Genomic DNA, 13,513 nt, shown 5'->3' with positions numbered 1-13,513 from the left:
CAGGCGCCGCGACTTGCTTTTGAAAGGTATCGAACGGTCGACCTCACTATAGGAGCGTGTAAGATGACCACGATCTCCGCACGGTTCGCCTTTAGGTCGAGAAGCTGAGTTCCGTCAGGAGCGGGCCCGCGCGACTTCAAAACCGCAAGGCGTTAACGCTCTTCTAAGACATAGGGTGCAATTTTAGACGTTAGTGCTCCAGGAGAGACAACCCGAAATCGTGTCGCGCTTCGGGCGATGTTTCTTTGATTTCAGTCTTCACCTCTGAATGATCTCGATGAGTCTCATTGCCCGCATATTGAAGGTCAAAAGCCGCTCTCATATCCTGATCACCAGACCAGAAAGCGGGTTGTTTCCGGAAAAAATCCTCGGCACAAGAAACAAGCGGGGTGGCCAGGCAAGGCAGCGCTTGGGAATAACGGTCGGCGCTTTCGTCTGCGGCTTCCTGCTGATTGGTGGGCGCCTTGTCCAGTACGGGCTTGCCGAGGAGCCGACGACCGCCTCTCTCGGAAATCCAAGTGCCGTTGCGTCGCGGCCTGATATCGTCGACCGCAATGGCCAGCTACTGGCGACCGACGTGAACATGGTCTCTCTCTACGCAGATCCCCGACGGATCATCGATGCCGACGAGGTAGTGGAGAAGCTCGCCGCCATCCTACCGAACCTCGACTGGCGAGACACACATCGGAAGCTGAGGACGGATAGCGGCTTTCAGTGGCTGCGGCGACAACTGACACCACGGCAGCAGGCTGATATCCTCGCCCTCGGCATTCCCGGCATCGGGTTCAGACCTGAAAAACGCCGTTTCTATCCCGGCGGTCGTTCGGCGGCACATATTGTCGGCCACGTGAACGTCGATAATCTCGGCCTGGCCGGCATGGAGCGTTATCTCGACCAACAGGGTCTAGCCGACCTGCGGGCCATCGGAATGACTTCGGGCGTTTCGCTCGAGCCCGTCAGGCTTTCGATCGACATCCGCGTTCAGAACATCGTGCGCGACGTCGCCGCAAAGGCGATGAACGCCTATCAGGCGGAGGCGGCCGGCGCTATCGTTCTCGACGTTGAGACAGGTGAAGTTCTGGCAATGGCTTCGGTCCCCGACTACGATCCTAACGAGCCGTCGCGCACGCTGACTGACGGCAGCGTCGACAAGGAGTATGAGAAGGGCTGGTTCAACCGCATCAGCAACGCCACCTTCGAGATGGGCTCCACCTTCAAGAGCTTCACGCTGGCGATGGGCCTGGACGCCGAAAAGATTACTCTAAATTCTGTGGTCGATGCATCGCGGCCGATCCGCATGGGCGGCTTCACAATCAAGGATTTTAAAGGCAAGAACAGGCCCTTGACGATTCCGGAGGTCTTCCAATACTCGTCGAACATCGGCACCGCGGCCGTCGCGGACATGGTGGGGATAGAAGGCCACCAGGAGTTCCTCACCAGACTCGGCCTTCTCTCGAAGATGGAGACCGAGATGCCGGGCGTGGCCACACCGACCCAACCGCGCACCTGGAAGAAGATCAATTCAGTCACGATTTCCTTTGGCCATGGCGTAGCGACAACGCCACTTCAGACCGCCTCAGCAGCCTCGGCACTCATCAATGGCGGCAAACTTATTCCGCCCACCTTCCTGCCACGGTCGCCGGAACAGGCCGCGACGCTGGTGAAAACCGTTGTCAAGCAAAGCACGAGCGAGGACATGCGCACCCTCTTTAGGAGGAACGGGCAGAAGGGATCGGGCCGGGCGGCCCAAGTCGAGGGCTTCGATATTGGCGGCAAGACCGGAACCGCCGACAAAGTCGTCAATGGACGCTATGCCAGCGACCTCAACTTCAACGCCTTCGTTGGGGCCTTCCCGATGGACAAGCCGAAATACATGGTCCTTTCGATCATCGACGCGCCGAAGACTGGCGTGCACGGCGGACGAACCGCCGCATCCACTGCGGCGCCGATGGTGAAGGCGATTATCGCTCGTGCCGCTCCTCTACTCGGGGTTCAGCCCCGTTTCGGTTCAAAGGATGCTCCCTATTCTATAGAAAGCTTTTGAGCTTGCACGTCGAAGGAAGAGAGCTGCCCCAATGAAGTCGGCCGCACAAGTCCCTTGTACAAAGCTACGGCTGCCGCCTTGGAAAAAAGGCCTCATCCGGCTCAAGTTGACGAGCCAGCCTCGTGGAGATTTTCGAATCATTGCATGGGCGAAAAGCTTTCCGTTGATGGCAGCGCATTCGCGTTATACGTTCAGCCCGTGTGCGTTTGGTGCGCAAGCGAAGAGGAATTGTCATGCCTACCGGAACTGTTAAATTTTTCAACGAAGATAAGGGATTTGGCTTCATCACGCCTGAGAATGGCGGACCGGACGTCTTCGTTCACGTATCTGCCTTGCAGCGCGGCGGATCACTCCGCGAAGGCGATAAGGTCAGCTTCGAGGTCGGCCAAGATCGCAAAACCGGAAAGTCGAAGGCAGAAAACGTATCACCCTTGTGATCACTGGACGATCGTCTGGATCCGCATTTGAGCAGCCTTAGGCTTTCATATAGTCGGCTACGCTCAATGAAAATACTGGTTCTTCACCTTCAGCGTATCGATGGGAAGATCCGGGATTTATTCCGAGCCTGTGCCTAGCCTACTCCCTAAAGCCGGAGATTTCCGGTAATTCAAGGATAGAAGGCTTGGCATTATCCCACGCGTTGGAAGACTGGATTCGGCGCCTGAAGCGGACGATTGTTTTAGAGTAAAGCAACTTTCACGATTGTCGATGAACCGCTGATGAAACGAACTTCATCATCATGGAATAACCGTCTTGCAAGACAGCAAGCTGCAACATTTCGCGCGTCGAAATACCCGCGTAGATACCGCGGTCGGGGTCCGAGTGACGGAACGGCGAAGTTCATGCTAAACCGAGGGCGCCCTTTCAGATGCAGGACCGCCGTGCGGCCCACCCAGAAATATGCGCCCCCGTTGGCACGGCCGGGGGTTGCTGCGCTCCTCGAGGTCCGGAGAAGCTCTCAGTGATCGATATCGAACCGGTCGGTGGAACCGACCCCTCTCTCAAGGCCTTGCTAGATGGCGCAGGCCTGCCCACCGACGACCTTGAAGGCGTCGGGCGGATATTCTTTATTGCAGCTGAGAACGGATCAGTCTGCGGTTGCGGCGGTTTTGAACCCACGGGCCACGATATCCTGCTCCGGTCGATTGCCGTAGCCCCAGGCCACCAAGGTCGGGGCATCGGCAAGAGGATAGCGTTGGACGTCCTTGAACAGGCTCGCCGATTCGGTGCCACCCAAGCCTATCTGCTGACGACATCCGCGGCACCTTTCTTTGAAAGGCTTGGCTTTGTTCAGATCGACCGCGCGGACGCGCCCGAGGCAATCCTTCGGACCCGGCAGGCAGCGTCGATCTGTCCGTCATCAGCGGTCTTGATGGTGAAGGACCTTGGATCGTGACGGGCGTCGGCTCAGGCGCAGGCTCGTTTGCCCAAGCCCTCGATACCGCAATCGTCATCGCCGCCGTCGTCGAATCGGGAAATCATGGCCGACAGGCTCTCCGATCGGATCTGCCTGTCCGGTAACACCGTACCGGCTGCTGCCCCACCGTCCGGCTGGTGCCGGAGGTGGAGGAGCAAACTGCCAGCACCGAGGCCGCAGCTATCGCCGAGAGCGGCAGAAACCTGCGGCGAGACATTGTGGTCGAAGCTCATAACGCTCTGTCCTAGTCCTGCCACCTGCGCAGATCCGTCTGGTCATGATAGCCCATGCGGTCGGGCGTGGTGATGAATTCCACAGTCGTGCCCCATGGCATACGACAATAGCAGACCTTGTTTCCGGGGCCTTTTTCGGTTGCGTAGGGAATAGCGCGCGGCGCGGTAAGAGACGTGCCTCCAGCTTTTTCGAATCGCTCAACTGATGCGTCGATGTCGTCGGTGTAGACTCCGAAATGCGTAATGCCGAAGTCGCTCGCTCGAACCGGCTGGGCTTGTTCGGGGCCGTGCATTTCGAAAAGCTCGATGTCAGGTCCGGTTCCGATCTTGACCACCGCCTGCGCGCGCACGACCGTTCCAGGGAAAGCACCAGTGGCCCGCTCGAATTCAGGTCCCTGCCGCGGCGGATCCTGTGGTCCGAAGGACTGATAGATTACCTCGCCGCCAAAAGCTTCCACCAGGAAAAATTTTGCAGCTTCGATGTCGGCCACCGTGATGCCGATATGATTTACGCCGCGAACAACAGGTGCGGTCATGACAGTTTTCCTTTCTTGTTTAATTAATCGAACGCGATAGGTGCGGGCGCCACTCGCGCACAATCCCAGCCGACGACGGGGCAGTCGCAGAGTTTCAACTGGCCCGGAGGAAATCGATCAGAGCGGCCGCCACTTCATCTGGCCGCTCGTCAGCGACATAGTGGCTGCACCGCGCAATCGAGCCGCCCCTCACATTGGTGGCAAACTCTTTAAGCATGGGGACCATCTTCGCACCGAAACGCTGTTCCCCACCCAGGCCAAGCACCGGTATCTCGAGCGGCTGCTTCTTGTACTCGAGCGCAGCCGCATGATCGCCGGCCAGCGTGCGATACCATTCCATGCCGCCGCGCGTGCGGCCAGGAAGAGCCATCGCTTTCGCGTAGATCTCGATGTCAGCCGGATCGAAGGTGCTGTGATCGTAGAACCGTTCAGCCATGAAGGCCGAAACATAATCATATTCACGTCCATGGATCAGGCGCTCCGGTAGATCCCGGTTCATATGAAAGCTGAAGTGCCAGATCCCTGCCGTCGTCGCCTCCCATTGCGTCCAGCCGGGAAGCGGAACGTCGAGGACGGCCAGGTGGGTAACGGCCTTTCGATAGATGGCGGCCTGCGGCAACGCCACCATTCCTCCAATGTCATGGCCGCACACGGCGTAGCGTTCGTGGCCCAGGGCAACCATGACTTCGTGCGCGTCGCGCGCCATCGTCGCCTTGTCATAGCCGTCAAGCGGGCAGTCGGAAAAACCCGCGCCGCGCAGATCCATGGCCACCACGCTAAATTGCTCGGCGAGCCGCGGCATCACGTGGTGCCATTCCCACCATGTCTCCGGCCAGCCGTGCAGCAGAAGGATCGGCAGGCCCCAGCCCCCCGTAACGACGTTGATCTTGATGCCATTCGCCGGCACCAGCTGCTGGGTAAACCCCTTCAGAGTTGCGATCATGATTACTTCCAGTCGATCCATACAAACAGAGCTTACGGCCAGGCCTCAGGGCTCGTCGAAATCGGTGGCGATCGTGATGTCACGCCAGGCGTCGATATCGCTACGAAAGGAGGCCAGCTTTCGCTCAGCGATCGAATGCGCGATCGGGCCAAGCGGCAGATGAAGCGGGGCGTCATCGGCGTCGACCGCCTGCAGGATCACCGCAATCGCCTTGTCGGGATCGCCCGCCTGATTGCCGTTGTTGGTTTCGCGATAGTGCCTGCGCGAGCTCGCGGCGTATTCCGGCATCTCGTTGGCTGCCATCGTGATCGAGCGTCCAAGGAACTCGGTGCGAAACGGCCCCGGCTCGACGATCAGCACGCGGACCCCGAACGGCTTCAGCTCGCCGGCGAGCGCCTCTGATATCCCTTCCACAGCGAACTTGGCAGCATTGTAATATCCAGCGCCGCCGCTGCCTGCGATGCCTGCGCCGGACGACATGTTGACGATCGTGCCGCCCGAACGACGCAGGACAGGCAGAGCCGCTCTGGTGGTTTCGATCAGACCGAAGACGTTCACCTCGAACATCGGTCGATATTCCTCGGGCGTGCCTTCCTCGATCGACCCGAACAGCCCGTAACCGGCATTGTTCACGAGCACGTCAAAGCCGCCGAATGTCTCGACCGCCTTTGCGACCGCCGCCTTGGCTGCCGCCGCATCCGTCACGTCGAGCGGCAAGATGATCATGCGGCCGCCGAAGGGCTCAGACATTTCTTCGATCGTTTTGACATTCCGGGCAGTCGCGATGACCTGATCGCCGCGCTGTGCTGCAGCGATCGCGAGCCGCTGGCCGAAGCCGCTTGAGCAGCCTGTGATGAGCCAGGTTTTCATTACTTTTTCTCCGAGTTGTTTTTAGACAACGTCAAGGATCGCGCTTCCTGCACCCAAGCGGCGGTCCTCATGGGTCCGATGAATGAACAGAAGGAGGCACCTCCAGATGACAGCTGGAATCTAGGTGCTTAGATTTGTTCTTTAAGTGACATAAATGTATTCTCGTCGTGCAGTTTTGTAAGGGTGTGGCGATGGAATGGAGTGACGTCCGAATATTTCTTGCTGTCGCGCGATCTGGCACGCTCGGCGGTGCTGCGCGTTCTCTTCAGACGAGCCATCCCACCGTCGGCAGGCGCCTGCGCGCACTTGAGCAGGCGATCGGCCACACGCTTTTCCAGCGGACCGCGGACGGTCTTGTCCTGACCGACGAAGGCCACGGGATCATCGCGCTGGCGGAGCAGATGGAAGAGGGAGCGCTGGCCATGGAGCGCCGGCTTGCCGGGCAGGAGCAGAATCTCAAAGGCAGTCTGCGCGTTTCATCAGCGGACTGGTTCGGCGCCTATGTGCTGCCTCCCATCCTGGCGGATTTTGCGAACGCCTACCCCAATGTCGACGTCGAGATCCTGACCGGCACGCGCCTGTTCAACCTCGCTCAGCGCGAGGCCGACGTCGCTTTTCGTATCGTTCCCTTCAACACTGCCGATGTGGTTCAGCGGCGGCTTTTCAGGCTCGAATACGGCGTCTACATCGCCGAGGAGTCGCCTGATCCAAAATATGGCGACGGGAATGGTTTCCGGCTGATCACCCATGATACCTCGACCGGTCAGTTTCCCGATATCGCTTGGCTCACCGAGAGTTTCCCCAACGCGAGACCGGTCCTGCGATCGAACAATCGCAACGTCCAAGGGCGCATGTGTAGGCAAGGCGTCGGGATCGCCGTCCTTCCCCGCGTGGTCGGCGATCAGATAGCGGGTATCCGCAGACTGGAACTGCCGATGCCACCGCCGGCGCGAGACATCTGGATGGGATATCACCGGGACCTACGACGTCTTCAGCGGCTTCGCGCCTTTATCGCAACCGTATCGGACCATCTCGTGAACGCGACCGCATGATGAGCGGTCCGGCCGCGCCATAGGCCGTCGGCCTATGCCACTCGAGCTAATCTCGAACCCGATCGTATTCTTCCTGCGCGCGTTCAAGCTCCGGGCCGTAGGTCATGGACCACGCATAGAGCGCCTCGAACGGTTGCTGAAGGGAGCGGCCGAGCGAGGTGATGGTATATTCGACGCCGACCGGCGTCGTTGTCGTAAGTACCTCTCGGCGTATGAGCCCATTGCGCTCCAGGCGCTTCAACGCGTCGGCGAGCGCTTTGTGCGTGATCCCGTCGAGGCGCCGCATGATCTCGTTGAACCGTGACGGCCTGGTACACAGAACGGTCAGGATCAGGACCGACCACTTGTTAGCGATCTGCTCAAGTGCCGGCCGCGCTTTCTCTACGTCCAGTAATGCCTCACTGGAGACAGCCTTGGGCCTGTGTGGCAAGCAAGCTTTGACGGGCAGACCTTCGTTCGCTGCGGACATGGGTATACTCCTCGATATCTGCTTTACATATAGTGCGTTATTGACCGTAGATATAGAGGCTATATCTAACGTCATCATTATTGTTGATGGAGTTCACATGAGCAGATTAGCAAACAAGATTGCCCTCGTGATCGGCGGAGTCGGCGGCATCGGCGGAGCCATTTCTCAGAGGTTCGCCATCGAAGGAGCGCAGGTCTACGCGACCAGCCGCAAGGGCGCGGAGAGCACATCAGTGTCAGTCGGCATGGGTAGCTTTCGCCTGCTTCGGGCGGATGCCAGCAACAAAGCCGATCTTCAGCGCGTCCTCAATCAGATTCGATCGGAACAAGGGCGCGTCGACGTGCTCGTCGTCAATGCGGGCTTGTCCGAATATGCACCCCTTGCAGACATTTCTGAGGAGCATTTCGATCGAACGTTCGGCCTGAACGTCCGATCCCTCGTATTCGCGGCACAGGGCGCAATCGACATCATGCAGCCCGGCGGAACGATTGTGCTGATTGGCTCCATCGCAGGCGATATAGGCACCAAAGGATACGGCGTCTATGGTGCGACCAAGGCCGCAGTCCGTTCATTCACACGCACATGGGCTAACGAACTCGCCGCCAAGGGCATTCGCGTCAACGTCGTTAGCCCTGGACCGACCGATACGGCGATGATGGCCGCCGCCTCACAGGACATTCGAGACGCACTCTCCAGGATGATCCCTCTTGGGCGGATGGGCAGACCTGATGAGGTGGCGGCGGCTGCCCTCTTCCTAGCAAGCGACGAGAGCAGTTTTACCACAGGTGCAGAAATTGCGGTTGACGGGGGCATGGCTCAGGTCTGAAGCCTGCATTCGACAGGCGCCGGAGACGACACCTAAGCTAATTTACGCAGTCAGGGGACACGACCGATTTTCTGCAGTGATGAAGCGAAGCATCATCTCTGGACAGGCAAGCCACGTGTTCGACATTGGGTGTCGGCGTCACGTGACGCATCATTTCGGCCGGCGATGATAATCAACGCCATTGCTCTTGACGGGAGCAGAATCTTTGATTCCGTCATTCTTCGTCCGCAGCAGCTCAAGAGATCAGAACAAATACCGCAATTCGCATTCGCCCAATCGACACCAAGACATGCGGTGGCCGCTAAACCGAGCTTAAGACGCCATAACGAAATAGACTCCGGGCCGTATCGATGATGGTTTCCTCCTGGGGGCGAGGACGCCATCCCAGCACTCGCATAGCCTTCTCGCTGGTGCTCCTGCGAACGGGCGCGCTCGCTACCTTTTCCATCTCCGGTGTTTGTACCATTGGAGCGAGTTCGCCCAACTTCTCCCTGAGGGTCTTCGCGATATCGAAGAACGTGACGACGTCGCCGCTCACAGCGATGAAGCGCTGTCCCCTAGCCGCCTGCGCCGTCATGGCGAGGATGTGGAGTTCCGCCAGGTCGCGGACATCGACCGTGCCGAAGCTCAAGCCAGGCAGGGGCGGAGCGCCTTCGAGTAACCGTTTGATGAAGGCGATCGAAGCAGAAATGTCCAGCCCCAGAACCGGCCCGAAAATGCCCACCGGGTTGACGACCGACATTTCCAGAGAGCCGCCTTCCCTGTCGATGAAGTCCCAGGCGGCTCGCTCGGCAAGGACCTTGGATTTGATATAGGGCTGCACATCTGGTCCGTTCGGGTCCGTCCAGTCCTCCTCGTCGAAGACCTTGTCGTAGTTGGTGTGGCCGTATCCGATGGCTGCAAAGGAAGAGGTCAATACGACACGCTTCACGCCGGCGTCTCTGGCGGCGCGCAAAACGCGCAACGTACCGTCACGCGCCGGAACGATCAGTTCATCCTCGTTATCGGGAGCTTGCTGTGGAAACGGCGAAGCCACATGCAATACATAGTCGCATCCGCTAACGGCAGCGGCCCAGCCATGATCATCAGTCAGATCGGTCTGGCTGAAAGAAAGCGCCTGGTCGGATTCGGCACCACCATTGCGCACCATCGACCGAACTTCGGCTTCGCGGCGGGCGCTCCGTATTGTCGTACGAACCTCGTGACCTTCCTTCAGAAGCTTTGCAGCGACGTGGCTGCCGACAAAACCAGAACCACCTGTAACCAAAATCTTGCTCATAACATCACTCTGATTGTTTGCTTTACCGCAACATCGAGCTGTTATATGGAATTATCAAGTAGGATGGATTTTCGGACCCAGTATGAAAAATCAGACCATTGAGCCACGTGTCTACGACGAAGGCGAATGCGCCGGATGCACAGGCCCGGAGCCGATCGATATCCTGCGCTTCCAACGAGCCATTCGCGCCATCACGGGCAAGTGGAAGATCGAAATCGTCTGCATCCTGGTCGAAGGGCCGCTCCGGTTCGGCGAACTGCGCCGACGGCTACCGGGGGTGACCCAGCATATGCTGACCGAACAGCTGCGAGATCTCGCCAACAACGGCATCGTGATCCGCAACGCCTTCGCGGAGATTCCGCCGCGTGTGGAATATGAGCTGTCGCAGGCCGGCATCGACCTGATGCCGATGCTCCGCGAGATGCGCGACTGGATGCTCAAATATGAGCATCAATTGACGGCCCCCTGACCGGCTACCGGGAGGAGGCTGGCGGTCGGAGAGCCGCAGCAGGATCTCATTCGTCGAAGGGGGCGTTCAGGACGAGATCCACGACCGAGGGAGCTTCGTAGCCCTGAACGAAGCGTTCGCCGAAATCCCGCGCGAAGTTGTCATATGTCGTCTCTGGATTCTTCTCGACGATGCAGCAAAAGCACTTCGTCATCTTCCGCTTCATTCCCAGTCTGGGAAACTCCGAAACGATCCTCGCCATCTCGGCAGGGGGAAGAGCGTCGTAGCGCCAACCGATGACATCGAGGCCGATCCCGGCGGTGCAGAGCGCGACCTCCGGTTCCTTGTACAGACCGATCGAAGGTGTCGAGTTGAGAGCGACGCTGTCCCAGATCAGTTGGGCGCGACGACCTTCGACACCGCTTTGCGTCGCGAATGTTCGCGCAAGATCCGCCCCTTCCACCTCGAAACGGCGGGGTCCGGCGAACCTTGCGTTCAGCGTGATGTCGTGGAGCAGTGTCCCGACGGCAACGACTTCCGCATCGTGGTCGATGCTATCGATCTGCCCAAGCCGCGCCGCGAACAGCCAGGAACGGATTACGTGGTTGAACAGATAGGGCTCGCAGTTTTCACGCGCGTAGTCGATCGCCTTGTTTACGAGCGGTGTGTCGGGAACGGACACGCCGGCAAGCATCCGACTGGCAGTTTCAGTCATGGTCGACTCCGGTTCTTGCTGGATGGGCCGCCCGCGGATGGCGAGCGGCGGCTGCACGTCACTTCTGATCCGGGATGGTCAGCACCTTCTCGTCGGTATTGACGACGAACACCGCCAGCAGTTTAGACGGCTCCTTGTCACTGGCATTTGCACTGACGCCGTGGTGGTCGCCCGGCAATTCCGTGAAGCTCTCGCCGGCCTTGAAGGTCCGGACCGGCCCTCCGTTGATCTGGCTCTTCACGGCGCCTTCCAGGACCGTCGCATAGATGATCGCCGACTTCGCATGCGTGTGTGCCGGAGAGTAGCCGCCGGGACCATATTCGACGAGAACGCCCCGAATGCTTTTGCCGGGCACATCTGGCAGCGCATGCTCGTAGACAAGTGTAATCTTCGCGTTCTTGGCGCCTTGCACATTATCGGCGAATGCAGGCACAGCGTAGCCGGCAGCCAAGAGCAATGGGAAAAAATAGTATTTCATCGCATATCCTTGAAGTTGCAAGCGTCAGGTGGGTCGGTGGCCGCGCAGCCAATCGTCGAGCGAGATGCGACCGAGTCTCGCTTCGCCAAGCGGCACCAGCGAGGTCTCCACGAAGGTGCCGCCGAAATATCGCGCCTGCGGATCGCTCACGACGCGTCGGCCGTCGCCGATCGCCTCAAGATAGCGCGCAATGATCCGGTCGAAAGGCGCCCGGTCGGGGCCCGCGATATCGAAATGCTTGCCCCGCGGAGCGCCGGTAGCCGTTTCTGCTATGATAGCTGCCACATCGTCCGCGGCAATCGGCTGGGACAGACCGTCCGGCAGGCGGACGGTTCCATCGACAACACTGGTATCGGCGATGGCGCCGAGGAATTCCATGAACTGGGTGGCGCGCACGATGCTGAAGGGAATGCCCGAGCCTTCGACAAGCTTCTCCTGTGCCACCTTGGCCTGGAAATAGCCGTTGTCGGGCATGCGGTCTGTGCCGACGATCGACAGAGCAACATGGTGGCGCACACCCGCCGCACGTTCAGCCGCCAGCAGATTCCGGCCTGAGGTTTCGAAGAAGGTGAGCACCGCTTGTGGTTCGAACGAGGGCGAGTTGGCAACATCGACGACCACTTCCGCGTCGGCAAGGGCTTCCGAGAGCCCTTCGCCGGTGAGCATGTTGACACCCGTGCTGGGCGAGGCGGCGAACACTTCGTGACCCGTTTGGCGCAGCAGGGTGACGGTGCGCGACCCGATCAGTCCGCTGCCGCCGATAACGACGATTTTCATGAACTTGTCTCCATTGAAACGCTGGCCGGAGGCCGGCGCCCCGGACGCCGGCCTGCGCTGACTCACGCCTTCACAAAGGCCAGGAGATCGGGATTCACCACATCGGCATGGGTCGTGCACATGCCGTGGGGAAACTTCTCGTAGACCTTCAGCGTGCTGTTCTTCAGCAGCTTTGCCGACAGAAGCGCGGAGTCCGCGATCGGCACGATCTGATCGTCGTCACCATGCATAACCAGAGTAGGTACGGTGATGATCTTCAGGTCTTCCGTGAAATCGGTCTCGGAGAAGGCCTTGATGCCGTCATAATGCGCCTTGGCGCCGCCCATCATGCCCTGTCGCCACCAATTGTTGATGACAGCCTGGATCGGCTGCGCGCCAGGCCGGTTGAAGCTGTAGAAAGGACCCGACGGCAGATCGACGTAGAATTTGGAACGGTTGTCGGCCAGCGCCTTACGCAGTCCGTCGAAGACCTCGATCGGCAAGCCGCCGGGATTGGCTGCCGTTTTCACCATAATCGGGGGGACCGCACCGATAATGATCAGCTTGGCGACCCTGCCTTGCGGCTGCCCGTGTTTGGCCACGTAATGCGTCGCCTCGCCGCCGCCGGTGGAGTGGCCGATATGCACGACATTCCTGAGGTCGAGATGCTCGACGACCGCTGCTGCGTCGGCGGCATAATGGTCCATGTCATGGCCCTCGCTCACCTGTGCCGAGCGCCCGTGCCCGCGCCGGTCGTGCGCCACGACGCGATAACCGTGCTGCAGGAAGAACAGCATCTGCGTGTCCCAGTCATCGGACGATAGCGGCCAGCCATGGAACATGATGGGCTGGGCGGTCTTCGGACCCCAGTCCTTGTAGAAGATCTCGACGCCGTCGCGTGTGGTGACGGTGGCCATGCTTTGGTTCCTTTCAAAGATTGAGTTTTGAGCTGGGGTTGATTGCGCTGCGGCCGGCGAGCTCGGCAATAGGGCCAGCGTCGTCGCTCCGAGCCCAAGGGCAAGCAGGTCGCGTCGGCCGGGATCGGCCAGTTCATGTGATTTCGTTTCTGTCATCGATTATCCCGTATCCGTTCATGGCGGACGATTGTTCTCCGGCTTGCGCCGATGGATGGGTGATCGTTTTGCTTCACAATTGACGGCTAAAATGCCAGTGAATCCACAATCAATTTTTGGGAATCCCTTCAAAATCTCATCAGTAAAATTCGTTTTTAATTGAGTTGTATCAATATATGTCTCCTTATAGCTGCAAAGCAGAGAATCTGCATTATATGTATACTTAGCATACCCTGGCTACGATCTGCATCCTTGAGTATTTTTTACAAAGCGGCAAGTAGGATGGATATTGTGACTTGGTCTGGAGAACCAAACCATTGGCGAGTAGACCAGTGGTCTCGCCATGCGATTTCTCGAAACAGCTCCTCGCACCC

Annotated in this window: 16 protein-coding genes; 6 read left to right on the top strand and 10 right to left on the bottom strand. The window is 59.0% G+C overall.

What is annotated here, in order from left to right:
- Positions 1-277: 277 nt before the first annotated feature.
- The 3 genes from J2J98_RS28405 to arsN2 all read left to right on the top strand — a co-directional run bounded on the left by J2J98_RS28405 (position 278) and on the right by arsN2 (position 3,440).
- A complete protein-coding gene (locus J2J98_RS28405) occupies positions 278-2,044 on the top strand; it encodes a peptidoglycan D,D-transpeptidase FtsI family protein (RefSeq protein WP_207604155.1) in 1,767 nt (588 codons plus the stop codon).
- A 233-nt stretch (positions 2,045-2,277) separates the two neighbouring features.
- Positions 2,278-2,481, top strand: coding sequence for a cold-shock protein (locus J2J98_RS28400; protein WP_138397003.1), 204 nt, complete (start codon positions 2,278-2,280; stop codon positions 2,479-2,481).
- Between the two features lie 524 nt (positions 2,482-3,005).
- On the top strand, positions 3,006-3,440 hold the full coding sequence (arsN2, locus tag J2J98_RS28395) for an arsenic resistance N-acetyltransferase ArsN2 (protein WP_246569494.1): 435 nt from the start codon (positions 3,006-3,008) through the stop codon (positions 3,438-3,440).
- Positions 3,441-3,451: 11 nt separating this feature from the next.
- On the opposite strand, the gene J2J98_RS28390 is transcribed toward arsN2, so the two are convergent.
- The 4 genes from J2J98_RS28390 to J2J98_RS28375 all read right to left on the bottom strand — a co-directional run bounded on the left by J2J98_RS28390 (position 3,452) and on the right by J2J98_RS28375 (position 6,043).
- A complete protein-coding gene (locus tag J2J98_RS28390) occupies positions 3,452-3,694 on the bottom strand; it encodes a hypothetical protein (RefSeq protein ID WP_138397001.1) in 243 nt (80 codons plus the stop codon).
- A gap of 11 nt (positions 3,695-3,705) precedes the next feature.
- Entirely contained in the window at positions 3,706-4,230 is a 525-nt protein-coding gene (locus J2J98_RS28385; RefSeq protein WP_138397000.1) for a VOC family protein, read from the bottom strand.
- A gap of 94 nt (positions 4,231-4,324) precedes the next feature.
- Entirely contained in the window at positions 4,325-5,173 is an 849-nt protein-coding gene (locus tag J2J98_RS28380; protein ID WP_138396999.1) for an alpha/beta fold hydrolase, read from the bottom strand.
- A gap of 45 nt (positions 5,174-5,218) precedes the next feature.
- Positions 5,219-6,043, bottom strand: coding sequence for an oxidoreductase (locus J2J98_RS28375; protein ID WP_138396998.1), 825 nt, complete (start codon positions 6,041-6,043; stop codon positions 5,219-5,221).
- Between the two features lie 191 nt (positions 6,044-6,234).
- On the opposite strand from J2J98_RS28375, the gene J2J98_RS28370 reads away from it, so the two are divergent.
- Positions 6,235-7,095, top strand: coding sequence for a LysR family transcriptional regulator (locus J2J98_RS28370; protein WP_138396997.1), 861 nt, complete (start codon positions 6,235-6,237; stop codon positions 7,093-7,095).
- 46 nt (positions 7,096-7,141) lie between these two features.
- On the opposite strand, the gene J2J98_RS28365 is transcribed toward J2J98_RS28370, so the two are convergent.
- Positions 7,142-7,564, bottom strand: a complete 423-nt coding sequence (locus tag J2J98_RS28365; RefSeq protein WP_138396996.1) for a winged helix-turn-helix transcriptional regulator — start codon at positions 7,562-7,564, stop codon at positions 7,142-7,144.
- Positions 7,565-7,661: 97 nt separating this feature from the next.
- On the opposite strand from J2J98_RS28365, the gene J2J98_RS28360 reads away from it, so the two are divergent.
- Positions 7,662-8,390: an SDR family NAD(P)-dependent oxidoreductase gene (locus tag J2J98_RS28360; protein ID WP_138396995.1), complete on the top strand. Its 729-nt coding sequence runs from the start codon at positions 7,662-7,664 to the stop codon at positions 8,388-8,390.
- A 301-nt stretch (positions 8,391-8,691) separates the two neighbouring features.
- On the opposite strand, the gene J2J98_RS28355 is transcribed toward J2J98_RS28360, so the two are convergent.
- Positions 8,692-9,669: an SDR family oxidoreductase gene (locus J2J98_RS28355; protein WP_207604154.1), complete on the bottom strand. Its 978-nt coding sequence runs from the start codon at positions 9,667-9,669 to the stop codon at positions 8,692-8,694.
- A gap of 82 nt (positions 9,670-9,751) precedes the next feature.
- On the opposite strand from J2J98_RS28355, the gene J2J98_RS28350 reads away from it, so the two are divergent.
- Positions 9,752-10,138, top strand: coding sequence for a winged helix-turn-helix transcriptional regulator (locus J2J98_RS28350; RefSeq protein WP_207604153.1), 387 nt, complete (start codon positions 9,752-9,754; stop codon positions 10,136-10,138).
- 46 nt (positions 10,139-10,184) lie between these two features.
- Here J2J98_RS28350 and J2J98_RS28345 read toward each other — a convergent pair whose 3' ends face one another.
- The 4 genes from J2J98_RS28345 to J2J98_RS28330 form a co-directional block, all read right to left on the bottom strand.
- Positions 10,185-10,832: an HD domain-containing protein gene (locus J2J98_RS28345; protein ID WP_207604152.1), complete on the bottom strand. Its 648-nt coding sequence runs from the start codon at positions 10,830-10,832 to the stop codon at positions 10,185-10,187.
- A 58-nt stretch (positions 10,833-10,890) separates the two neighbouring features.
- Positions 10,891-11,310, bottom strand: a complete 420-nt coding sequence (locus J2J98_RS28340) for a cupin domain-containing protein (protein ID WP_207604151.1) — start codon at positions 11,308-11,310, stop codon at positions 10,891-10,893.
- A 24-nt stretch (positions 11,311-11,334) separates the two neighbouring features.
- Complete coding sequence (locus J2J98_RS28335) at positions 11,335-12,087, bottom strand: SDR family oxidoreductase (protein ID WP_207604150.1); 753 nt, start codon at positions 12,085-12,087, stop codon at positions 11,335-11,337.
- A gap of 62 nt (positions 12,088-12,149) precedes the next feature.
- The gene (locus J2J98_RS28330) at positions 12,150-12,983 is read right to left on the bottom strand and encodes an alpha/beta fold hydrolase (protein ID WP_207604149.1); all 834 of its coding nucleotides are present in this window, start codon (positions 12,981-12,983) and stop codon (positions 12,150-12,152) included.
- Between the last annotated feature and the right edge of the window lie 530 nt (positions 12,984-13,513).

The sequence above is a fragment of the Rhizobium bangladeshense genome (assembly GCF_017357245.1).
GTDB lineage: Bacteria > Pseudomonadota > Alphaproteobacteria > Rhizobiales > Rhizobiaceae > Rhizobium > Rhizobium bangladeshense.
Note: the sequence above shows the minus strand (reverse complement) of the source record. Positions and strands in the feature narration are given on the sequence as shown.